This is a genomic window from Neobacillus ginsengisoli, from assembly GCF_030813055.1.
Window position 1 is genome coordinate 84,984 of sequence record NZ_JAUSTW010000003.1, and the last position, 23,469, is coordinate 108,452.

General features: G+C 32.9%; 20 protein-coding genes. 5 read left to right on the forward strand and 15 right to left on the reverse strand.

The window, feature by feature from the left end:
• Positions 1 to 653: 653 nt before the first annotated feature.
• Positions 654 to 1,715: an aldose epimerase family protein gene (locus J2S10_RS09505; protein ID WP_307406963.1), complete on the reverse strand. Its 1,062-nt coding sequence runs from the start codon at positions 1,713 to 1,715 to the stop codon at positions 654 to 656.
• Positions 1,716 to 1,733: 18 nt separating this feature from the next.
• Positions 1,734 to 2,696: a 2-hydroxyacid dehydrogenase gene (locus J2S10_RS09510; RefSeq protein ID WP_307406965.1), complete on the reverse strand. Its 963-nt coding sequence runs from the start codon at positions 2,694 to 2,696 to the stop codon at positions 1,734 to 1,736.
• 284 nt (positions 2,697 to 2,980) lie between these two features.
• Between J2S10_RS09510 and J2S10_RS09515 the strand changes: the two genes are divergently transcribed.
• From J2S10_RS09515 to J2S10_RS09530, 4 genes are all read left to right on the forward strand, one after another.
• Positions 2,981 to 4,045, forward strand: coding sequence for a lactonase family protein (locus J2S10_RS09515; RefSeq protein WP_307406968.1), 1,065 nt, complete (start codon positions 2,981 to 2,983; stop codon positions 4,043 to 4,045).
• Positions 4,046 to 4,278: 233 nt separating this feature from the next.
• Positions 4,279 to 4,983 carry a DUF421 domain-containing protein gene (locus J2S10_RS09520; protein ID WP_442417888.1) on the forward strand — a complete coding sequence of 235 codons (705 nt, stop codon included), beginning with the start codon at positions 4,279 to 4,281 and terminating at the stop codon, positions 4,981 to 4,983.
• An 82-nt stretch (positions 4,984 to 5,065) separates the two neighbouring features.
• On the forward strand, positions 5,066 to 6,370 hold the full coding sequence (locus J2S10_RS09525; protein WP_307406973.1) for a uracil/xanthine transporter: 1,305 nt from the start codon (positions 5,066 to 5,068) through the stop codon (positions 6,368 to 6,370).
• A 166-nt stretch (positions 6,371 to 6,536) separates the two neighbouring features.
• A complete protein-coding gene (locus J2S10_RS09530) occupies positions 6,537 to 7,406 on the forward strand; it encodes a metallophosphoesterase (RefSeq protein WP_307406976.1) in 870 nt (289 codons plus the stop codon).
• A 32-nt stretch (positions 7,407 to 7,438) separates the two neighbouring features.
• On the opposite strand, the gene J2S10_RS09535 is transcribed toward J2S10_RS09530, so the two are convergent.
• From J2S10_RS09535 to J2S10_RS09560, 6 genes are all read right to left on the reverse strand, one after another.
• Positions 7,439 to 8,530 carry a nucleotidyltransferase family protein gene (locus J2S10_RS09535; RefSeq protein WP_307406979.1) on the reverse strand — a complete coding sequence of 364 codons (1,092 nt, stop codon included), beginning with the start codon at positions 8,528 to 8,530 and terminating at the stop codon, positions 7,439 to 7,441.
• A gap of 14 nt (positions 8,531 to 8,544) precedes the next feature.
• Positions 8,545 to 10,356: an ABC transporter ATP-binding protein gene (locus J2S10_RS09540; RefSeq protein ID WP_307406981.1), complete on the reverse strand. Its 1,812-nt coding sequence runs from the start codon at positions 10,354 to 10,356 to the stop codon at positions 8,545 to 8,547.
• An 18-nt stretch (positions 10,357 to 10,374) separates the two neighbouring features.
• Positions 10,375 to 10,821: a S24/S26 family peptidase gene (locus J2S10_RS09545; protein ID WP_307406983.1), complete on the reverse strand. Its 447-nt coding sequence runs from the start codon at positions 10,819 to 10,821 to the stop codon at positions 10,375 to 10,377.
• A complete protein-coding gene (locus tag J2S10_RS09550) occupies positions 10,811 to 11,083 on the reverse strand; it encodes a PqqD family protein (RefSeq protein WP_307406986.1) in 273 nt (90 codons plus the stop codon). The genes J2S10_RS09545 and J2S10_RS09550 overlap by 11 nt, the downstream gene beginning before the upstream one ends.
• Entirely contained in the window at positions 11,083 to 11,868 is a 786-nt protein-coding gene (locus tag J2S10_RS09555; protein WP_307406988.1) for a hypothetical protein, read from the reverse strand. Before J2S10_RS09555 ends, J2S10_RS09550 begins: the two co-directional genes overlap by 1 nt.
• An 86-nt stretch (positions 11,869 to 11,954) precedes the next feature.
• The gene (locus tag J2S10_RS09560; RefSeq protein WP_307406990.1) at positions 11,955 to 12,209 is read right to left on the reverse strand and encodes a hypothetical protein; all 255 of its coding nucleotides are present in this window, start codon (positions 12,207 to 12,209) and stop codon (positions 11,955 to 11,957) included.
• A gap of 691 nt (positions 12,210 to 12,900) precedes the next feature.
• On the opposite strand from J2S10_RS09560, the gene J2S10_RS09565 reads away from it, so the two are divergent.
• Entirely contained in the window at positions 12,901 to 15,123 is a 2,223-nt protein-coding gene (locus tag J2S10_RS09565; RefSeq protein WP_307406992.1) for a right-handed parallel beta-helix repeat-containing protein, read from the forward strand.
• 381 nt (positions 15,124 to 15,504) lie between these two features.
• Here the strand turns inward: J2S10_RS09565 and J2S10_RS09570 are convergent, their stop codons facing one another.
• From J2S10_RS09570 to J2S10_RS09600, 7 genes are all read right to left on the reverse strand, one after another.
• Complete coding sequence (locus J2S10_RS09570) at positions 15,505 to 16,605, reverse strand: polysaccharide pyruvyl transferase family protein (protein WP_307406994.1); 1,101 nt, start codon at positions 16,603 to 16,605, stop codon at positions 15,505 to 15,507.
• Between the two features lie 115 nt (positions 16,606 to 16,720).
• Positions 16,721 to 17,989: an ABC transporter ATP-binding protein gene (locus J2S10_RS09575; RefSeq protein WP_307406996.1), complete on the reverse strand. Its 1,269-nt coding sequence runs from the start codon at positions 17,987 to 17,989 to the stop codon at positions 16,721 to 16,723.
• Positions 17,990 to 18,003: 14 nt separating this feature from the next.
• Complete coding sequence (locus tag J2S10_RS09580) at positions 18,004 to 18,822, reverse strand: ABC transporter permease (RefSeq protein WP_307406998.1); 819 nt, start codon at positions 18,820 to 18,822, stop codon at positions 18,004 to 18,006.
• 78 nt (positions 18,823 to 18,900) lie between these two features.
• Entirely contained in the window at positions 18,901 to 19,884 is a 984-nt protein-coding gene (locus J2S10_RS09585; RefSeq protein WP_307407000.1) for a glycosyltransferase family 2 protein, read from the reverse strand.
• A 25-nt stretch (positions 19,885 to 19,909) separates the two neighbouring features.
• Positions 19,910 to 20,920 carry a glycosyltransferase family 2 protein gene (locus J2S10_RS09590; RefSeq protein ID WP_307407002.1) on the reverse strand — a complete coding sequence of 337 codons (1,011 nt, stop codon included), beginning with the start codon at positions 20,918 to 20,920 and terminating at the stop codon, positions 19,910 to 19,912.
• A gap of 20 nt (positions 20,921 to 20,940) precedes the next feature.
• A complete protein-coding gene (locus J2S10_RS09595; RefSeq protein ID WP_307407004.1) occupies positions 20,941 to 22,119 on the reverse strand; it encodes a glycosyltransferase in 1,179 nt (392 codons plus the stop codon).
• A gap of 74 nt (positions 22,120 to 22,193) precedes the next feature.
• A complete protein-coding gene (locus J2S10_RS09600; RefSeq protein ID WP_307407006.1) occupies positions 22,194 to 23,390 on the reverse strand; it encodes a glycosyltransferase in 1,197 nt (398 codons plus the stop codon).
• Positions 23,391 to 23,469 lie beyond the last annotated feature (79 nt).

Consider the following 23,469-nt stretch of genomic DNA (forward strand, 5'->3'; position numbering starts at 1 on the left):
ATTTCCAAAGTTATAAATCCCAAAACACAAAAATATAAAATTCATATTAATACATTACTAACTAGATTTCAGCTTACATTATGCAACTTGCAATGAACATAGATGATATAATTGAAACATCTATTATTTTGCTATTTTGATATTTTTCTAAGTTAGGTGAGCTTATGACGACAAACATTGGTTATTGCGGGTATTCCTATCACACACAACCCTTTTATTCCCCCTATAGTAACAGGTTACTTGCGTATCTTTTTCGCCTGCAAAAAGAAGGTTTTTGTGAAATTGTAGTGAAAGGAAGAAAATTGGCAAACGGGAAAGGGGATCTTCTGCTGATTAAACCAGGGGACCATTATGAACAACTATCGAAGTGAACCAAAATGGTTCAATATAGCCCAAGGTGATGAGTTGGGACTATCACTTAGTTTGTGAAGACCCTTGGGTTGATGACCATTTAATTAAACTTGGTCATGAGAAAAGCATTGGCATTTTTAAGACAGATTAAATACAAATCCAGTATCGATTGTGTACGAACCGGAACTAGTCATTAGAAATTCTACAAGCACTTTAGAAAAGAATGAACCCTTTATAAAAGAAACACCACGATAAATAAAATTTCCGTGGTGTTTCTTTTGTATAGGAGTTAAGGTACTGTCTTAGCATTGATCCTTTTCTTCAATTCCGAACCTATATTTTGTTCCCGAAGCATACGCTGCATCCTTGTTTAAAATCCATGAAGGAAAATGGGAATGATGAATAGCATCAGGCAGCCCCTGTGTCTCCAAACAAATTCCAAGGTATTTCCTTGATGGGACACCACGAATTTCACCTTTTGGGCTTAAGGAGTTCCCAGTATAAACCACGACACCAGCTTCATCAGTTTCTATTGTTAATGTTCGTCCACTTTCTGGATCCTTTAGGACAATTTCATTATCACGATTTGTATTTAAGAGAAAGGGATGATCATAACCGTTCCCAGCAAGTAAGTTTTGTGGGTAATCAGATGTTACTCCAGTATTAATTAATCTTTCATGATTAAAATCAAATGGAGTATTTTCAACATCTAAAAGACTTCCTGTTGGTAGAAGCTCATTGTTTAATTCTAGGAATTTATCACTCTTAATTTTTAACGAATGATTTAATATATCTCTTTTTAAATTTCCACTTAAGTTAAAGTAAGAATGATTTGTAACGTTAAGCAACGTTTTCTGATCTGTTTGACCTGTATACTGGATCAAAAGCTCATTGTTATTGTTTAGCGTATAATTTACTTTTATTGTTAAATTCCCTGGATATCCTTCTTTACCATCGGGACTTAAGTATGAAAATTGGACCCCTACCTCCTGCTCATTTTCAATGATATCAGCGTCCCAAACCACTTTATCAAACCCATTAATACCGCCATGTAGATGATTGCCTCTATCATTTTTTGCTAAAGAATATTCTTGCCCGTCAAGTTCAAAAGAACCTGCCTTTATACGTCCTGCCACACGTCCACAAACAGAACCGAAATAGGAATTATTTTTTACATATTCGTCAATAGAATCGTATCCAAGAACAATGTTTTCGTATTTTCCGTGTTTATCAGGAGCAACAATTTTGGTAATTATACATCCATAATTAATCGAAGTTATCTCAATGCCATGATTGTTTACCATGGTAAACGATTGGACCGTCTGATTCTCTATTTGATCAAAAATTTCTTGAATGACTTTCATTTTTTCTCCTTCCAGCTCCTATACCACCACATGCTTCGGTGTCTGATTTTTAAGAGCTAACAGTAAATTTTCCGCTGCTAATTCAGCCATTTTCATTCTTGTTTTGATACTGGCACTTCCAATGTGCGGAACGGTTACTACGTTGGGAAGGGTTAGTAAAGGGTGATCCAACGAAATTGGTTCTTGTTCAAAAACATCCAGGCCAGCTGCCCAAATTTCACCTCTTTTTAATGCATGGTATAGGTCCTCTTCATTTACGATTCCACCGCGTGCTGTGTTGATAAGAATAGATGTTTTTTTCATTAATGATAATTCTCGTGCACTAATAAGATCGATTGTTTCCGGAGTGTAGGGCGTCATAATACAAACAAAGTCAGATTCTTTTAATAAGGAATCAAGCTCAACAAATTTCATGTTCAAGTCTTTTTCTAATGAGAGCTTACGGCTGCGGTTATGGTAAAGAACATTCATATCAAAGCCTTTTGCTCTTTTAGCTAATGCAGCACCAATTCTCCCCATTCCAATAATTCCAATGGTTGCACCGTAAATATCTTGCCCTGTCAATTGCATCGGGGACCAGGTTTTCCAGCTCCCCTCCCTTAAATAATCCGAGGATTCGATCAGTCTGCGTGCTGTTGCCATCAACAGGGCGAAGGTCAAATCAGCAGTGGTTTCTGTTAAAACACCGGGTGTATTGGTTACCGTAATTCCCTTTTCTTTAGCCGCTTTAATATCGATATTGTTATACCCAACAGCCATATTACTGACCACTTTTAGCTGTGGTGCCTTCTCCAATAACTCCCTGTCCACTGTTTCCGTTATTAAACAGAAAAGTCCATCCACATCCACAATCTCTTTTTCTAATACTTCACGCGGTACAGGTACGTCCGTTTCATCCCATATCCGGATGTCAAACTCTTTTTCAATTTTAACAATAATTTCATCAGGAACTCTTCTTGTAATATAAACTTTCGGTTTCAATTCGAGCTCTCTCCTTTTAATTGGCTATTTGTTTTTCCTCATTATACCAAAAAAATAACCTTATAAAACTTTCTCTTTTAATTCTCTTAGCTGGTTTTGTTATCCTCTCTTGATAGTTTCATTCTATTGTAAAAGCGTTCACATTCACACGCATCCTTTTTCCGTTACTCAACGGAAATGATTGTTCAGAATTGACTAACAATTCAACATAGAGGTAGTATAAATATAGTTTTTTGAATTTATGATAAACTAAATTGATTAATTTATTTGAGGAGGCATAAAAGATGACAAAAAGCCTTAGTAAATTCTTAGGTTATATTGGAACCTATACAAAAGGAGAAAGTGAAGGGGTATATTCCTTTATTCTGGATACTAATGAAGCAAAGATAGTTGATGTGAAAGTTGCCGCGAAATTAGAAAATCCTACATACTTAACTATCAGCAAAGATAATCGCTACCTATACGCTGTTTCAAAGGAAGGGGAATCCGGTGGTGTAGCCGCTTTTACCCTTAACAATTCAACAGGTGAACTTAATTTCATCAATAGCCAAATGCTTGCAGGTTCATCACCATGCCATGTAAGTGTTGACAGTGAAAATCGTTATGTTTTTAGTGCTAATTACCATAAAGGATCTGTTGAAGCCCATTTGATTAACCAAGCTGATGGATCTATTCAGCCTGCTGCTTCTATTATTAAACATGAGGGTTCCGGCCCCGATTCAAGACAGGAAAAACCTCATACTCATTATGCCGGGGTTACTCCAAATGAAAAGTATCTTGCCGTTGTAGAATTAGGAACCGACGCTCTTATTACATATGAGGTAAATGATCAAGGAAAATTAACAGAAGTAAGCCGTTTGGCAACCCCTCCAGGCAGTGGTCCAAGACATCTTGCCTTCCATCCGAATAACAAATTCGCCTATATCATGACAGAGTTTAGTTCAGAGGTTATTGTTTTAGACTACAATGCTGAAGATGGTCATTTCAAAGAAAAGCAGTATATTTCTACTCTTCCTGATGATTTCAAAGAAAACAACCAAGGAAGCGCCATTCATATTTCTTCAGACGGCCGCTTTGTTTATGCAGGCAACCGTGGCCATAATAGTATTGCAGTATTCAGTGTCAATCAAGAAACCGGTGAACTTAGCTTCGTTGAACGTACATCTTCAGAGGGCGACTGGCCAAGAGACTTTTCTTTAGATCCAACCGAGAAGTTCATGGTAGGTTCCAATCAAGAATCCGGCAACCTTGTATTATACGCAAGAGATGAGAATACTGGAAAGTTAACGTTGTTACAATCTGATATTAAAGTTCCCTATCCGGTATGCATTAAGTTTTTAAATGTATAAAATATAAAACAAACAGGATGAGCCCATTACTCATCCTGTTTGTTACTTTTCTAAGGATAATTGTTGTGCAAATTTTAATACTTCTTGCCATTAAAAGTTCCCATAGTTGACAGTATTGATTATTTTTAACATACAACAGTTTTTAGATAAATCTTTGTTCAAAAGAGCGTAAAAATAAATCATTAGAGACAATACTAAGAAGTAGTTGATTCAGGTTAAAGGATGTGTCTTCTTTGGATTTTTTTCGGGGACAGGAAGCATTAACAACCATGGAGTGGTGTTTAAGAACAGTAATCGCCTATTTCATTTTGCTCATTTCCGCCAAAGTCATGGGCCAGCGTGCGATCTCTCAATTAAGATTACTTGACTTTGTGATAGCCCTCATGTTAGGAAACATCATCGCTCACCCTTTGTCTGACCAAACAATTGGAATGAAGGGTTCAATCGTTTCAACCATTGCACTGGTGGCGTTGTACATGGGAGGTGTTTTTTTAAGCCTAAAGTGGGTTGGCTTTAGAAAAGTCGTTGATTCTGTGGCCTTTCCACTGATTAACAAAGGAGAAATCAGTTATCAAGGACTTAAAAAGGCCAGAATTTCAATTGAAGATTTATTGTCAGAATTACGGAAGGAAAAAGTGGAGGATGTAAAAAAAGTAGCATTAGCATTATGGGAATCTGATGGGAAAATTTCTATTTTTTTAGACCCTCAATATCAAGCCATAACCCCTGCAGCCTATCAAATGAAAACAGAACCTTTTGACCTGCCGAAAACCATTATTTCAGACGGCAAGATTAATTATCAGGTTTTGAAGGAAATCAATAAGGAAGAAGGCTGGTTAAGGAACCATTTGAAAAATCTTCATCAAACAGAGGTACGTAATGTTTTACTAGCGACGATAGATAGCAAAGAAAATTTACAAGTATTCTTTTATAAATAAATAGCCCTTCATTTTTCTAAATTTTTCTAGTAAAGTTATACATTGTAGATTCTTTTATCGTTATAAAGAAAGGATTAGTTCTATGTCAAAATTAAGTACCTCTACTACCATTTTTGCTTCCTTGCAATGGCTGTTTTTTATTTTCGCGAATACATTGGTCGTACCTCTATCTGTCGGTACAGCATTTCACTTATCACCGGCAGTAATTGCTGTAACATTAAGGACTTCTTTTATTTTTATTGGAATTGCCTGTGCACTTCAAGGGATGTATGGTCATCGCTTTTCATTAATGGAAGGACACTCGGGGCTTTGGTGGGGGTTAATCTTAAGCCTTTGCTCAGCAGCAGCTTCCTCTGGAATGTCCTATACGAGAGTGGGAGGGGCACTGGTAACGGGGATCTTTTTCGCAGGAGTCGTTGCCGTCATAATTGGTGGGTTTAACCTGATCCCATTGCTTCAAAAGCTGTTTACTCCTATGGTTATGTCAGTTTACTTATTCCTTCTTTCCATTGAACTCATCCTTATTTTCTTTAAAGGAATGTTGCAATTTACTTCTAACGGTTCAATGGATTTACCTGTCAGCCTCTTTTCACTTGCACTGGTGATCATGACGAGTGTAATTAGTATTAAAGGAAAAGGGATGATTAGCAATTTTGCGGTCTTAATTGGGATTATTGTTGGCTGGATTTTTTACTCATTCTTTTTCGGAACGAACCAACAAGTTTCAACTACCGGAGGATTCACATTAACCTTATTTCCTTGGGGAAAACCAAATTTAGAAATTGGCATCGTTTTGACTGCCTTTATCACGGGATTGCTCAACCTAACCAATAATATTTCTTCTGTGAAAGCAGCTGAAGGTCTTTATGGGTACTCGATTTCGAAGAAGAATTTTCGAAGTTCATTTATCATAACGGGTTTATTATCGATGGTATCTACCGTTTTCGGGTTGGTCCCAAACTGTCCTTATGCCTCTTCGCTTGGATTATTAGAAAGCACAAGAATTCTTGAACGAAAACCCCTAATCATTGGTGGTCTTTTGTTTGCAGTCATGGGGTTAGTCGGTCCATTAGTGTCATTTTTCACTACCCTTCCAGTCACGGTTGGAAATGCTGTCCTTTTCGTCGCCTACATGCAATTGTTTGGAACAGCTGTGAAAAGCATGAAGTCCCAACAATTTAATTCAAAAACAATCTTTCGCTTTGCCATGCCCCTTTTGTTCGGGGTTTCAATAATGAATCTCTCTCCAGCTGTCTTTTCGAGCTTTCCCATGTTAATTCAGCCTTTGATTAGTAATGGGTTAATAATGGGTTTAATTCTTTCCATTATTTTGGAGATGAGCGTGAAGTGGGAGGGTTTTGAGGAGGTTGGGGAGGCTACTCGTTAGGATTTGAGCCATCTGTCTAAGACAGGTGGCTTTTTAAATTAAATGGATTGAGTGATTTGGCCAATTTTGAGATTTTCCTTAAGTTTGAGTATTCTAACTACATCAATTATAATGTTCTTAAAAATGAACGAATAGCGGCATTAAATGAAAGAGGTATGGTGTACTTATGACTGAATCACAAACGGAAAGAAACCCAATTAATCGTCGCACTTTTTTAAAAAAAGCGGGAAGAATGTCTTTAGGTTTAATGGCAACCGGAATGATTATGGGTACCTACTCTTTCAAGATAGAACGATTCTGGTATCAAATAAAAGAAGTGAAACTCCAAGTAAAAAATCTTCCTAAAGCTTTTGAAGGATGGAAAATAGTCCAGATTAGTGATGTCCATTTGGGTTTTCACTATGGAGTAGAGGATTTTCAACCCGTTGTACGGATGATTAATAACTTAAACCCGGATATTATTTTCTTTACCGGCGATCTCATCCAGATCGGAAATAGGGAACCAGAACTCGCTATTCCATTACTCCAACAGCTAAAGGCACTTCGTGGAGGAAAATGGGCGGTGATAGGTAACCATGATTTTTATACAAAAGATCAAGTCATTCAGGTCTTACAGAACTCGCAATTCAAGGTATTAGTAAATAATCACAATTTTATCGATTCCAACCAACAACGTCTTTATATTGCAGGCCTAGATGATGTTATGTATGGTAGCCCAAATATCGGAAAAGCAGTCGAAGGTTTATCCGATCATGATTGTGTATTATTACTTGCACATGAACCGGATATCGCAGATGAAAGCAGTAAGTACCCTATTGGTGCACAGTTTTCAGGGCACTCCCATGGAGGGCAGGTACGATTGCCTTTTTACGGACCAATCATCAGGCAGACATTGGCGAGTAACTATAATAATGGATTCTATCAGGTTGGAGAAAGTAAAATGCCTTTGTACGTTAATCGAGGAATTGGGACAACAAACATTGCCATCCGGTTGTTTTGCAGACCGGAAATTACGGTGTTTCGTTTGACCTTATAAGCTAAGCCATCTGTCTGGGACAGATGGCTATTTTAATGAGGTAATAAAGCTTTTATCATGCTGGTCACTCTCTTTTTATACAAAGAAAGATACATTTTTAAGAAGGATTGGGCTTGGCGATTCAACCCCAATTCTGAAGATAAATCATGTCTTGAAGGCCATAGCCAATTATGAAACTCGGTTAAACTATGTTTGAATGAATCATAGCTGAAAAATTGATAATCAATAAAGTCTACATACCGCTTAAATCCTTTTTGCGATCGGTAATCCCAAAGAGTTTTTCTCCTTTTTTTCGAAAACTTTTTCATATAATCCAATTCAGGAAATTGCTGATAAACAATGGATAAAGTCCTTATCATTCTTTTGTAGGTCCGGTGGGATTGAGCGAGTTTAAAAATTTGCTCGTAGTCTAGTTCATCACGATGTTTGTAAATGACTTGAATGATGTCTAAAAAATATTTTAATGAATCTAAATTATGCCGCCATCCATGAAGACAAATCATATAGAAGGTATGGTTTGGTGATAGTTCCTTAATATGTGTGGATGAACCAATTGAGATCGACTCATTCCAAAGGTCGTCAATCTGAAAATTAGCTGTATTTTCTTTAACAAGATTCCAATGTATTTCCACGACTAAAGGAATGGAGGAATGTGGTATTTCTTTGCAAAAGCTACTATGAAAATGGCCGGGAATCTCTTCTCCATCTACTGTAAACCCTAATAACTTTACAGTATCAATCGCTTTACTTAAATCGTGCTGTCTGATTAATAAATCAATATCCGATGTCGCTCTTGCCCCGATATGTCCGAAATATTTTTCGGCAAAATAAACTCCTTTAATGGGGATGACATCGATTCCTTGATCCTCAAAACGCCTTAAAATTAACTCCAACTGGTTTTTAATAAAAAGGTTTTGATATAATCCTTGGTCATAGGTGTCTTTTAGCCGTTTTTGAAAAAAAACCGGTGTTTGTTCAATTCTTCCTAGCATCTTTAATAAAAAATAAATCTGAGAGGATATTCCATCGTTTTCAATATCTTGAAGAGCTTTATGATAGAAATTTTCATCATATAGCATGGGTGACTGTTGATTGTAGATTGCTTTGACTAGCTCCATACTCATAGAACCACCTCCATTTACGATTTAGAAACTAAGGATAACGGTCTCTCTTTATTTTTATTAAAGGATGTTCCATTTAGTTTTCGATATAACCCTTTTTGTTTGATTAACTCTTCATGCGTTCCTTGTTGGACAATTTTCCCTGCGTTCATCACCATAATGATGTCAGCGTTTTGAACGGTAGATAAACGATGGGCGATAACAATTGTTGTTCTACCCTTCATTAATTCTTCCAGTGCTTCCTTCACATGATATTCGGTCTCCCCATCTAAAGCAGAAGTGGCTTCGTCCAGTAACAGGATGGGAGCATTTTTTAATATGGCCCGGGCAATGGCCATTCTTTGTTTCTGACCGCCGGAAAGCTTAATGCCGTTTTCTCCTATCTCTGTGTCATAGCCTTTTGGGAGAGATAGTATAAAATCATGAATTTCAGCACTGATCGCTGCCTCGACCATTTCTTTTTCGGTAATGTTTGGCCGGGCAATGAATAGATTGTCGCGAATGGTTCCGGCAAACAGAAATGTTTCTTGTGGAACATGGGCGATAGAGCTTCGTAATTTGGAAGGTGAAAGCTCCTGAATCGGTTTTCCAGCGATCCGAATGACACCCGATTGTGGTTGATAAAATCCTTGCAACAGGTTAAATAAAGTGCTTTTCCCTGCTCCACTCGGTCCAACTAAAGCGATCACTTTTCCTGCAGGAATCTCCAGATGAAAGGATTCGAACACATTTTGATTATTACTATAGCTAAAGGTAACGTCTTGAAATTGGATGGAACCGCTAACATCCAACGACGGAGTAAACGAAGGTAATTCATGAAAATCAGCTGGTTTTTCCAGAACATCGAGTACTCTTTCAAGTGCAGCCACCGATCGTTGAAAGCCGGCCCATATACTTGCCATTCCTGTGATTGGATAAAAAAGATGATTGACTAAATTAAGAAACGTTAAGAGCGCGCCTACCGTCAGAACACTTTTTGACACGAAAATGGCACCTAAAGAAAGGTTGACAAGAAAGGTAATCGTCCCGATTATTTCTCCGCCCGCATTATACCAGTTTTGCAGCTTGGCATTTTGTAGCTCTAATTGAAGTAATTCCTTATTTTGCCGGGCATATTTTTTATATTGAGGCTTTTCAAGGGTGAAGGAGCGAATAACCTGAAATCCATGAAAGGTCTCATTTAATAGACTATTAATCTCTCCTATCAAACGATGAATGGATCTCCCATTTTTCCGAAGCAATAATCCAAATACGACACCTGCAATTGCTGCAATCGGTGCAAAGATAAGACTAACCAAACAAAGTGTCAAATTGATATGCACCAAATAAACAAAAACGACGATATAGATAATCGGAAGTCGAATAAGACTAATCAGATTACTTCCGATTACTCCATCGGCACCATGGATATCATTAGAAAAATGGGACATCAATTCACCTGAGCGAAGGTTGGATGCATATCCCGCCGGCAGCCTTAAAATATGGTGAAATAAATGGTTTTTTAAATCCATTTTTACAGCATTGGTTGCAATCGTATTAAAATAAGTAAAGGAAACATTGGAGGCAATACTGCTAAGAACAAGAAAAGCACCGAATGGGATCAGAGATAAAATTTGGTGATACCCCCCATGGAGAGCCGCATCTGTCATCTCTCCATAATACCTCGCAAAGGCAATGGTTAAGTAAATGTCCACCCCTAGTAACATAAGAATGGCCAAATAGGCCTTCCATTGCTTAAGGATAAACGGCGTAACAAAAGAAAAGGCCCTGCGAATGTCCTTCATCGTAAAATATTGATTTATTAACGACTTAACGTGTTCCTTCATCATATGGACACTCCAAATTTATTAAAATTGTACATTTCTATTTAGGTATTTCCGAAGAATACCGGATAGTGCGGGAAAGGAAAGAATCAATTTCCCCCATAGATTTACAATCAAATGCTCCGGGGTTATTTTAAACCGTTGTTTTTGCACCGAAACTAGTTTTCCAAGGATCCTTTCTTCCCCTATCAGTTGATCAAACCCTAGGTTTGTATCACCCTTGAATAAAAATAATGGCTGTTTATTACCTTTTATCTCGACAAATCGATGGGCAATTAATTGTCCTGCTTGAGAATAAAACAAAATGACATCGCCTTTTTTTAATAATGATGGTTCACACGGAATGAATTTACATTTATTTCCTTGCTGAATAAAAGGAAACATGCTATTTCCATAGGATGGCAGTTCTAACCATCCATCCTTCTTTATGGCATTTCTAAGAAGTTTAAAGGTATTATCATCAATTAACATTTTCGATCAGACCACACTGATGAAGACTTGATAAGAATTCTTCCAAATCTTTTTTAATCTGTTCCTCGTTTTCAGCCGGTGAAAACTTCTCCATCAAGGAATGAGTAAGAGTTTCTGAAGTTTGAACTTCGCCGAGCAAGGACCAGCAAATCCCGCCCACTTCATTTAATTTTGTTACAGTATAATCCTCGGTATTTAGGATAATCCATTCTCCATCAAGTTCTGTTGCTTCATATTTTCCTTTTTGAATATATTTCATCATCACGAGATCAGCTCCCAAAAGGTATTGTTTTTTTGGAAATGGAGTTCATATACAGGCACATTCTTCACTAGCATCGTCAATAAGCTCATGATTGCTTTGGTCTCTTCTTGACTATGAGGCCAGAAAAATACTTTATTCATTAAATGAAGGAAAGAATCAGATTTTGCTAACCTAATTCTTTTATTTTGCAATGCTTGGTAAAGGATTTGGATACTTGCTAATTCTATATTTCCTTCATAGCGATCCGCACCCAGTTCACTCCGAAAAGGAGAATTAAACACCGATACTCCCTCAGGTGTAATTTTTACAAGTGTTGCTTCATCCGAGAGAAGTTGACGGGGATACGATAGTTTCGCAGCTGTCGATTTTCCTGCACCCGATTGACCAGCAAAAATATGGGTCTTACTATTTTCAATTGCACATGAAGAATGAATTAGTAATCCCCAATTATGATAAACAATAAAAGAACTATATAAATTCATTAATGCGTGTTTTAATGCCAGTTCATCATAAACGGAAATGCTTGCCATTCTGAACTCCAAGTCAACCTCAATAATGTAATCAGCTCTTCGGTAAAAAATTTTATCTTGTTGTTTGGTAATCTCCACTTCATAATCTGTGAAGGAGACGCCATAGCCATCATTAATTTTTATAACTAAATCTGGTTGCTGATTTTCGGCACCTATGTAGGAATGAAAATTCTTTAGAAACGTATTATTAAGATTTTTTGTTTCACAATTCATTTGGATGAAATGGTCGCCAATTTTTGTCTGGATTTCTCTCATATTGGCCTCCTATAAAAAAATCGTTAAATTATAAAGATGAGAAGACAATGGGAATGTTCCCATTGGCCTTCCCGTTTGTGAAGAAATTATGGATTTACCTTTGGATTACACTGGCCTGTTCCAATATTACCATTGCCATTGCCTTTCTTACTCCCATTTCCAGGGGTCCCTGCTCCACAAGGTTGTGGATTCGGATTAGTCGACGGAAAATTTATCCCACCATTGCCTGTACCAGGATGATCGTGTTTTCCTTTTCCAGGATTCCAACATTGAGCGGTTTCAAAGCGGATGGGTTGGTGACTTAAAATCATTGGCCGATTATATGCTTTTTCTTTTATCATAATTCACCTCCTTAACTAAATCACGATAGTTCATTATAACGAACGTCAGAACCAAAAAAATAAGATTTTTTCTCTTTATGCAGGATGAACGCGGAAAGATTATTATTCCTTCCCTCTTCTGAATATTATAATTCAAAATAAATTCTTTTTAAAGAACGTATTTTCGACAAAAATCTTCACATCCATCGAATATACCACAATAAAGAAAGATGTACATGTGGATTTGGCAGTTATATGCTATTTTCAATTTTGGTTAACTTTAGCAAATTATTTCGTAAAGATTTTCAATTAATTTCAGAATTATACAGATTAAAAAATAAAAACCACTTTTATCGGTGGCGACTTGTTAGTATTGATTTTTACTTGGATGATTATTTTATCAATCTCCACATAAAAAGCATTCTGGCTAATCCACATTTTCTATAAATCAAAAGGTGAACAAATACCAGTTTCTACGTTTCATCAAAATTCTGATTCCCAAGCTGCTACACTAACAATCTACAAATCTAATTTATATTATCCGTAAATTGTTTCAAATACAAAAGTAAGTTTTATTAAATTATTAAATTTGAATCAGGCACTAATACAATCAAGAAAAAAACAGCAGCATACTCTATTACGAAAGATTCCAATAATTGAATCTAGTTTCGAATACAAATGTTAGTATTCTATTAAGAAAGTAGGAAGAAAGATGATTTATGAAATAGAGTTGATAAGATGGGGGATTACCAAAGGTATTCCAAGCAAACCTTACACATCTCAAAATTATATTACAGCTAATAATAACATCACGGGTATAAACAATGCTTTGTCATGGGCAAAAGATAATAATTATAATTATGTTTCATTACCTAAAGGTGAATATTCAATTTGTTATCCAAAGCCAATATTAACGCAACCAAATATGACAATAGACTTTAACTTTTCCACTTTAAAAGTAATTTATGATTCAGATACACGTTCACCACTAGATACTTCCACAAATCCGATCTACCTATTTGGAGGAACTAGCATATTATGTACTACATCTAATACTCATATTATAAACTTAAAACTTATAGGTGATAGAGTTGATAGAAGTTGGAGAAATTTATCATCTGAAAGAATGGTTGATATTACAACTGGAATAAAATTTGGGTCAGGTTCGGACCGCTCAAGTGTTAGAAACTGTAATTTATCTTATTATATGGGTGATGCAATATATTTAAGTTATAGTCCTTATTCTTCTTTTGATATAGGCACAATGGAGTTTGGAGACATGAACACTATTGGTTCACCTGTTATAAGTCCATCATCAAAAACGCTTAGAAGTACTAATTTTATACCATTACCTTATGATATTACAAGCTTTACAATGATAGGATTGGGGTATGCTCCTACAACTACTATTCCTTCGGGAATGTATAATGTGTACTTTTATAAGAGTGATAACACTTTTATAGTAAGAAAAACAAATGTAAGGACAAGGGATTTGGTGAATATACCTAAATATGCAACTAAAATAAAACTAACATGGGAAGGGAACGGAACTGTTGACGATGGATGTTTACCAGGTAATCCACCATACTGGGCTTTATTACTAAAAAATGGAATCTCTGATAATGTTATTATTGAGTATAACGAAATACACAGATGTCATAGAGGTGCTCTGTTTCTTGGAACTAACAATGTACTTATAAGAAAGAACTATTTCCACGATACAGGTGTCGATTCAGATACAGATTTAGATGGATTACCAACCTTTTCTGACTTTACAAGATATGCCATAAACACAGAAGATAATGTTGGGCAAAACTGCAAAATTATAGACAACGTTTTTGATAATGTTAGGATGGCTATTGCGCTAAGAGGTGAATTTAATGAAGTATCTAGCAATGAATTTAGAAATTGTACCTATGGTGTATTCTTATATTACTTAAAACATTGTTTAATGGACAAGAACTATTTTCATTATAGTTCCATGGGATGTTTTGAATATAATAACTTTGACCGTAACTGGATCATAACAAATAATATTTTCTCAGGTAAAGGTATATCATTTGGAGGTAGTGGATCTATATCAGCAATAAATAATAATTACTTTTACAATTCCTATTTTTTATCCCCTATTAGAATTTTGAGTTTTAAAAACAATAGTTTTAACAACTCATACTTTCAATTTATTGACACATTAACTTGTATAGATGGATGTTCATTTATTAATAACAGTACAATTAAGATTATTAGTATATTAGGAGTAATTGATAAAATAATAAGATGTAATTTTGTTAATTCTTCTATCTTAGCACAAAATTCTCAACAAGTTATTGTTAGGGAATCACTATTAAAAGAATCAGGATTCATATATTCAACAGGTAAAATAACTTATACTCTTAGTAATTGTAAAGTAGAGAATACAAATCGCCCTGTAATTAATAGTTATACACCATTAGATATAGGGCTGGTAAGTCATATATTAGAAATAAAAGATTGTACCATTTCATTAGGTAAAAATGCCATTATTAGTTCAATGGATTGGGGAAAATTAATCATACACCAATCAACTATAAGCTATAATATAACTTCTAACTTTACAACTGCGCTATTGGATATTTATGGAAATATCAAAGATGCATTAGAAATTAAAAATTCAACTATTAGCTCTTCTCCTGCTAGTGCATCTCATTCAATTAATGGCATAAAGAACATTATACTTGTAGATAACATTTTTAGTAATTTCTCATTATTGAACGCTTCGACAACAATAGAAACATTTGATAGCACCATGCCTTACATTAGAATTCCAGATACCGGAAACACTTCACCAACAAGCATACCGATGTATATAGGACAAATGTATATAGATACAACTTCTAAAAAGATCTACCAAGCTGTTGGTACATCTAGTTCAGGAGATTGGGTTGCACTTAATTAATATAATTTCACCGTGATATTCGAAGTTAGAAAAGCAGTTTTTTTAAGAAACTATTGTATATAATTATAGCCAGCCTAATATCCATTTACAAACCAATTATAACATTTTTAAACTGTTCGTACTTTTCTATGACGTTAATGGAAATTCCTTCAGAGAACTTACAAGTATTACTAGTGTTCTCCCCATCCTAAAGTAACGCTTAAATTGGATTTATTATAGGTGGGCTTTGGTGAATTTAATCCATCTGTTTGACCCATATAAACAAACACTAAGACTGTCGTATGTCTTAACAGTCTTAGTGTTTTATATCAATATTATATTCCAATATTAAAAAACACCTTGTCTAAGCTACAAGGTTTTCATGAATAAATTTTATAAAAATTAGCTAATTCCTAGTTGCTTTACCAATTTATTAAAGTACTTTTCTTTAAAATTTGTTTTATCTATCCTTTCTAGTCCACTTAATTCATCAATAATCGGCTTGATACTGTTAAATGATAAATCATCTGTAAACCTTAGATAATTTAAATCATTTATCCATTTATAACTTTCTATAACTTTGTGATCCGCCGATCTTAAAACTATGCATGGTGTTTTAGTTAAAACTGCAAAAATCATTCCATGAAGCCTATCTGTTATGACCACTTTTGCGTTTCGAAAAACGTCCCACATTTTAAATAACTCTTCTTCTCTTTCTTCTTTGTAAATTTTTTTATTCACAACGGTGTCATATTCTAATACCTCTTTATACACCTTTTGTAAATTCTCCAAAAAATTAAGCTTTTTATCCTTCCAAAAACTTTCTTTGTCATCTCGTAGGCATGTTAATATATAATTTCTATTATTTTTTGTTGGTTCAAATATATCCTCCAAATAAAAAACAATGTCAGGCACCTTAATTATTTTATTTTCGAATATTTCTGACATTTTTTGATAGGATTTTTCTTCTCTTGCTAAAAGAATTAAATTTTTATTTCTATTATAGATTTTTTGAGTTTTTTGTTTCTCTAATCTTCCATAATCATCATTTGTGAAACTAAGAGTCTGTGTCATGGAAATTATAGGTGATTTGGTGAATTTTTTTACAATAAATCTTCTTGGTTTCTCTTCATGAATGTAAAGATTCCCCATATTACCACCACCTTGTATTATTATAATATCTTCTTTATTAACAATTGATTTTATTGCTTTTGCATAAGAAAAAAATTCATCTCTTTCAAATTCAAGAATTTCATAATCCTTAAAATGTTCAGAGAGATATTTATTAGTGGCATAAGCAATTGCTTGATCGCCCATATTCCCATAGCAAGGAGTTAAACAGTAAAAAATCTTTTTCTTATTTTTAAATTCTTTTAATTTACCTATATTTTTTTTACTAAGCAGATAATTTACATACCAATTATTTTTAAAATAAAAAATAGTATCTAGAATCTTGTATTTATTCAAAAAATTTAATATTGGATATTTTAATCTAACTAGCATAATATACTCCTTTTAGTAGTTAATAATAAACTAATACCAGAATAAAACCTTTGTTTCCATCATATTAAGATTGGAAATAAATTGTTGCAATAACTTATTAAAAAACAATTCTTTATTATGCTAAAACACTTGAATCAATAATTTCTATATTATTAAATCTTGTATGACCCCAATACCTATGCGTCCAATCTAGATTATTAAAACTTGCTCTACTATCTTTCATTTCAAAAACAAATGCTGAAGGTACAACATCAATTAATTCGTCGGTTCCAAATTCATTAACTGTATATAATACTAATTTCACCAGATAAGTACCTGGTGCTAAGTTTGTATTATCAAATTCAAACAAACTTTTCCCTATTTTTCCCTGTTGCGTCGAAAATGAAGTAACTGTTGTTCCCATTCCGGCAGGTGTGTCATCTGAATATTGTACGATTATTCTCAGGTATACATCTTTTAAGTCTTTTTTAGCCGTCCATCCCAACTCGAATAGAACCTTTTCCTCATTATTATAAAGTGGATTATTTTTATTAATTAATTGAACAGTATTCATTACAATCTTTCCATTTAAATTTACATCCTTTGGTCTTTCAGTTTTATCTAGATTATTAAAAATTTCCATTTTTTTATTATTATTCATATACACCTGAATTCCATCTTCAACGTTTCCATCAAAAATAATTTTACCATGATCCATAACAATAACACGATTACAGAGTTGCTGGACAGTATTCATATTGTGGCTTACGTATAAAACAGTCCTACCTTCTCCTGAAACATCTTCCATCTTACCAAGGCACTTTTGCTGAAATTTCATATCCCCCACTGCTAAAACCTCATCTACAATTAAAATGTCCGGATCTAGATGTGCTGCAACAGCAAAGGCTAGCTTCACGTACATACCACTGGAATACTTTTTCACTGGAGTATCCAGAAAGTCTTTAATCTCAGAAAATTCTACAATATCTGCAAACTTTTTTTCAATTTCATTACGTGACATACCAAGTATAGAACCATTTAAATAAATATTTTCCCTCCCAGTTAATTCGGGATGAAACCCCGTACCAACCTCAAGCAATGATGATATTCTACCATTTACTTCTATTTTCCCTTCAGTTGGTGTTGTTATTCTAGAGAATACTTTTAATAAAGTTGATTTCCCAGCACCATTATGACCAATAATACCAATCCTATCTCCCTTATTTACAGTAAAATTAATATCCTTAAGTGCCCACAACTCATTTTTTTCAGATGTCATTTTTTTCCTTTTTCCTGCCCATAAAGATTTTAAAAGTACTGTTGCAAATGTATCAGACTTTTCGTTATTTAAGGGGATTTCGTATTTCTTACTTATATTTGAAACTTTCAATACTTGTTCATTCATTTTTTTTCCTCCAACTATATTAGATCTGCGAATGTATTTTCAAACTTGAAGAAATATTTAATCCCTAAAATCAAAGATACTACCCCTACTACTAAAGAAACAATTAGACTAGGTAAATATAGTTCGGCGGTTGGAATTAGACACCACCTAAATCCTTCAATTACCCCTACCATCGGGTTTAAAGAATAAACAAATCTTAAATTCTCTGGAATAACATTACTTGAATAACCTACAGGTGAAATGTACATCCCAAATTGTAGAATAAATGGAATCAAATATTTAATATCTCTATATTTCACATTAAGTGTTGCTAATAGTAATCCACTTCCTAAAGCAATTATAAATGCTAAAATTATAAAGAATGGAAGAAACACAATCCTAATTGATGGAAGAAAAAGAAACCCCACCATAATAATAATCAACACTCCAAAAGAAATTAATAAATCAACAAAAGAAGTAATTACCGATGAAATTGGCAAAGTTAATCTTGGAAAGTATATTTTTTTTAATAAATGAGAATTTGAAACGAGACTATTTGCTGCCCCATTAAAAGCCATTGAAAAAAAGTTCCATGGCAATATTGCTGAAAAAACTAATATAGCGTAAGGCACACCATTTGAAGGCATTTTTGCAAGGTTCCCAAATACAAATGTCATTATTATCATTGAGAAAGTTGGGTTTAAAATAGCCCATATGCTCCCCAAGACAGTCTGCTTATACCTAACAATAATATCTTTCCAAGATAGAAAATATAATACTTCCCTATACTTCCAAACCTCTTTTATTTTATGTTTTTTTGACGGTTTACATGTTATGATGCTAGAATTGTTCATACAACACATCCTCTTTTCTTTTGTTAATTATTAAAAGTTACCTATTTTTACAAATTTAATACATAATTAATAGCATATCTAATTTATTTTTATTTTTTTTATCTTATGGTATATTTCATATAAAAGTGGATTTAATACGAATAAAAGCCAAAGTATTTTTTCCTTTTTGTTAAAAAACGGATTTACCAAAAGTGGTCCAACACTTAAACTAAAAACTTTCTTTAATTGTCTTAATTCTTTATTATTATTAGAAACATTATACTTTGCCTTATAATAATTTAAAAAAAATGATTGCACAAAATTAGTCTCAGCTAGTTGTTGTAACTTTGTTTGTTTTACTTCGCTAAAAAAATCAACCCTTTCCTTAAGCGCATAAACAAGGTCTAACCTTTTTATATTATATGGTGACCTAATAATGCTATTATTTGTTTGTAGATAATAATAAAGTTTGATAGGAAGATATGTAACTTTTGAACTTTTATATAAAATTTGATGAATAATAAATTCATCCTCATGTATTCTACCTTTTTCATATCTTATATCATTAAATAATTCTCTTTTGTATAACTTATTCCAAGCTACAATAAAACTAATACCTTTTGAAGTGTATAACTTATTCAATGACTCAATATTAGAAAAATTTTGAGCAACAATATCTATGTTAAGATTTGACGTATCGTAAAATACACCTTCATTAGCAACTGTAAAGTCGCAAATTATTATATCTGATGAATTTATAATGGCATTATTGTATAATACTTCGTACATTCTCTTATGAATATAATCATCACTATCTACAAAAGCGATATATTCTCCTTTGGCTAAGTCAATACCAGCATTTCTTGCAGATGACAATCCTCCATTTTTTTTGTGAACTACCTTAATTCTTTTATCTATTTTCGAATATTCATCACAGATCTCACCGGATTTGTCCGTTGAACCATCATTTACTAGGATTAGCTCAAAGTCTGAAAATGTTTGATTCAATATTGAGTCTATGCATTTTACTAAATATTTTTCGACATTATAAACGGGTACTATTATACTTATCTTATAAGCCACATGTCATCATCCTAACAAAAGATTGCTACTTAAACTTAAGTGAAATTAGATAATAAGCAGCTAAATACATTCTCTTATTTATAAAAGCATAAAAAAGTTTATAAAATTTTAAATTTTTCCCATATTCCAGAAAAACCTTAGCGAAAATTTTATCATTTCTTAATTCTTCTAAAACTTTAAATTTCTCTCTAAGTTTTAACTTCTTATGCAGAATTATATTCTTTAATGGTAAAGTATACATTGTTAAAATATAAGGATACATTTGCCTTACAATTCCCTCTTTATTCCCAATTAATTCCAAAAATTCAAGTAATGAGTTAGAAACTGTATTTATATCTGAAACTATATTATATTTATTACGTTTTGCAAGCTGATTAATCGATGTGGACATATTGTAATGGTACAATACATTCGGAATAAAAGTTAAATTAATGGAATTTTTTAAGAAACGCAAATTAAAATCAAAGTCTTCGTACAATACTAAACTTTCATTAAAATATAATTTATGATCTTTTATTATTTTTGCTTTAAAAAGATACATCCAGGAAGCAAGTAAACCCACTGTGTTAAATAGATACACAAAATTCGATCCAAGATCAGAAACATTAATATTCACTTTTTTATGAACACCATTTAATTCACTTTTTATTAACTTTTGTTCTGTGTATAAATCCTTAACTGAACCAAAAATTATGGAATCACTTTTTTCTAATTTCAATTGATTTATAAGTGTATCAAGAGCGTCCTTTTCTATCCAATCATCACTATCAACAAACAGTATATATTCTCCTGTAGCTAAGTCTATTCCAGCGTTACGAGCTGATGAAACCCCTCCGTTTTTCTTATGAATTACTTTTATTCTACTATCTTTTACTGAGTACTCATTGCATATTTTTCCAGAATCGTCGGGTGAACCATCATTGATGAGTATAAGTTCAAAATCTTTAAAAGATTGAGCGAGTATAGAATCTACACATTTATGTATATAATGCTCAATTTTGTAAACTGGAACAATAATGCTTATTTTTGGATCCATAAACTTAGTTCCTTTCATCCTTATAATGACACTTTCTTTATTTTCATATATGAATTTTCGTTATTTTTTTGTAGATTTTCAGATAACTTTTTTCTTTGCAATGGGAAATCGATTAGGTATTTAATCTTTTTATATAAATCTTCCTCATCAAAATCTACAATTAAACCATTAAACCCATCTTTTAATTGTTCACGAGCACCAGTAAAGTTTGTAGTTATAATAGGCTTTTGTAAACATTTTGCCTCAGCTAAAGTAAGACAATATCCTTCATGCCTTGAGGTTTGAACATAAATATCTGCCTTAGCTATATAGGGATAAGGATTGGGTGTAGAACCTAGTAGAAAAAAGTTGTTTTTTATATCATAATCATTTATTAACATCTCATACTTTCTTCTACTATTTCCTTCACCAATGCAATACCATCTAACTTCATAACCATTTTTAAGTAATTTAGATAAAACTTTAATAGCTAGATCCTGACCCTTTTCTTTTGAAAGTCTCCCCACAGTAACTATTTTGATACCTTGATATGTTTCGTCAAATATTATAGTTTCTTTGGACATCTTTTTTATCAAATTTGTTGGGACTAAATTCTTAAAAACCTCTGCTTTATTTTTTACAGTTGGTATTTCTTCAATCAATCGCTCTCTCGCCTCTTTTGAAACTACATAAATATTATTAAATTTTTTATACAGTTTTTCATATAACTTCTTATTAACATTATGTTTAGATATATCAAAATGCACCCAAGATATTTTTTTTGTTGCCTTTACTCTATTACCAATATAGTAATCAATAATATCTGTTGGCCCTTGGTATGTAATAGCTACATCATACGTACTATTATTAAACGGGATACTTTTAAAAACATTCTTATAATAAAGGTATCTATTATTTAAATATTTAGAGAGAAAATAAGTAGATATAAAAAGTGGTATTTTAAAAAATTGTTTGTTTTTTATATAATCTTTAATTGTTTGTTGTGGCGGTTGTAAGATTATCGCCTTCATAGTGCCGAACCATGAAGCTTCTTCAACTTTTACCCACTCTGGAATATATTCTAAAAAGTCACCCTTTTTTTCTAATAATAAAACAGTAATATCATATTTATTATTGGGTAACTCAGATAATAGGGATAGTAATGATTTTTCTACACCGCCAATGTTCATACTGCTAACCATAAATAGTACTTTTTTCATTTTATCCCCCATTCTCCAAAATGTTTTGGTTACAAATGAAAGTAGGCCAAATTACTTTTATTCTCAATTTTCTTTTATATAGTAGAAACTAAATTAAATAATTTATCAATTTCAGCCGATGTGTCTATTTCAAATTTTAATGAATTTTTTTCTAGTTTAATTTTAAATTTTTCATCATCAAGTAATTTTTTAATAGCTTTGTACATTTGATGTTCGTCAAAATTTACTATCAAACCTGTATGATTATGGATAATTTGTTCTCTTGCCCCAGTAAAATTTGTACAAATAATTGGCTTTTTAAAGCATTTTGCCTCAGATAACGTTATACAATACCCTTCATGTCGAGATGGTTGAACATATATATCACAATCTTTCATAAAAGGATATGGATTAGATTTCCCTCCTAAAAATATAAAGTCATTTCTTAAACCATTTACTTCTACTAATTTTTCATAATCCTTCCTTGCCTCTCCATCACCTATGCAATACCATCTAACGTTGTAACCATCTTTTTTTAAATTAGCTAAGACTGAGATAGTTAGATCTTGCCCCTTCTCATGAGCAAGACGTCCAACTGTAAGTATCCTAACTCCACTAAAATTATCTTTAAAACCTACTCCATCGTTTGCCATCCTTATAATTGAACTTGGTGATACTAGATTGAAAAAAGTATCAGTCTTTTCTTCTAGATTTGGTAATAAATTTATTAGTTTTTCTTTGCCTTCCTTTGAAACTATAAAAATTTTATCGAATTTTTTATATATTTTAGATGCAAATCTACGATTAAACCCTATTTTGGTTATATCAAAATGGATCCATTGAATTTTCTTTTTAGCTTTAATTTTGTTTAAAACAAAATAGCTTATGAAGTCCATTGGACCTGCATAAGCTACTGCAACATCATATTTAGTTTCAATAATCTGAAAATCTTTTAAAATGTATTTTATAAATATACTTCGTTCCCTCGTAACCTTCGATATTAAATATAGAAACATTATTATAATTGCCTTTAACAATTTTCCTTCTCGAAGGAACTTTAAAACAGTCATGTGTGGTGGATGGTTTAAAATATTTTTAATCTTGTTATATTCCTGGAAATTTTCAACACGTACATTTTCCGGGATATTATGTAAAAATCCCCCGTCATTTTCTAACATAAATATAGTAATTTCATATTCCTCTTTAGGTATTTTGGATATCATGTTTAGCAATGCTTTTTCTGTACCACCTATATTCATATTAATTATCATAAAAATGATTTTTTTCTTCACACTAGTATTACACCTCTTTTACTTAACATATATAATTAATCAAAGATATTGTAGAATGAAAATTTAATTAATTTAATTT

What these genes read in the sequence shown, in the direction of transcription:
- J2S10_RS09505 (WP_307406963.1), bottom strand. Translation starts at nt 1,715, where the DNA reads ATGAAAGTCATTCAAGAAATTTTTGATCAAATAGAGAATCAGACGGTC.
- J2S10_RS09515 (WP_307406968.1), top strand. Translation starts at nt 2,981, where the DNA reads ATGACAAAAAGCCTTAGTAAATTCTTAGGTTATATTGGAACCTATACA.
- J2S10_RS09525 (WP_307406973.1), top strand. Translation starts at nt 5,066, where the DNA reads ATGTCAAAATTAAGTACCTCTACTACCATTTTTGCTTCCTTGCAATGG.
- J2S10_RS09530 (WP_307406976.1), top strand. Translation starts at nt 6,537, where the DNA reads ATGACTGAATCACAAACGGAAAGAAACCCAATTAATCGTCGCACTTTT.
- J2S10_RS09535 (WP_307406979.1), bottom strand. Translation starts at nt 8,530, where the DNA reads ATGAGTATGGAGCTAGTCAAAGCAATCTACAATCAACAGTCACCCATG.
- J2S10_RS09540 (WP_307406981.1), bottom strand. Translation starts at nt 10,356, where the DNA reads ATGATGAAGGAACACGTTAAGTCGTTAATAAATCAATATTTTACGATG.
- J2S10_RS09545 (WP_307406983.1), bottom strand. Translation starts at nt 10,821, where the DNA reads ATGTTAATTGATGATAATACCTTTAAACTTCTTAGAAATGCCATAAAG.
- J2S10_RS09550 (WP_307406986.1), bottom strand. Translation starts at nt 11,083, where the DNA reads ATGATGAAATATATTCAAAAAGGAAAATATGAAGCAACAGAACTTGAT.
- J2S10_RS09555 (WP_307406988.1), bottom strand. Translation starts at nt 11,868, where the DNA reads ATGAGAGAAATCCAGACAAAAATTGGCGACCATTTCATCCAAATGAAT.
- J2S10_RS09560 (WP_307406990.1), bottom strand. Translation starts at nt 12,209, where the DNA reads ATGATAAAAGAAAAAGCATATAATCGGCCAATGATTTTAAGTCACCAA.
- J2S10_RS09565 (WP_307406992.1), top strand. Translation starts at nt 12,901, where the DNA reads ATGATTTATGAAATAGAGTTGATAAGATGGGGGATTACCAAAGGTATT.
- J2S10_RS09570 (WP_307406994.1), bottom strand. Translation starts at nt 16,605, where the DNA reads ATGCTAGTTAGATTAAAATATCCAATATTAAATTTTTTGAATAAATAC.
- J2S10_RS09575 (WP_307406996.1), bottom strand. Translation starts at nt 17,989, where the DNA reads ATGAATGAACAAGTATTGAAAGTTTCAAATATAAGTAAGAAATACGAA.
- J2S10_RS09580 (WP_307406998.1), bottom strand. Translation starts at nt 18,822, where the DNA reads ATGAACAATTCTAGCATCATAACATGTAAACCGTCAAAAAAACATAAA.
- J2S10_RS09590 (WP_307407002.1), bottom strand. Translation starts at nt 20,920, where the DNA reads ATGGATCCAAAAATAAGCATTATTGTTCCAGTTTACAAAATTGAGCAT.
- J2S10_RS09595 (WP_307407004.1), bottom strand. Translation starts at nt 22,119, where the DNA reads ATGAAAAAAGTACTATTTATGGTTAGCAGTATGAACATTGGCGGTGTA.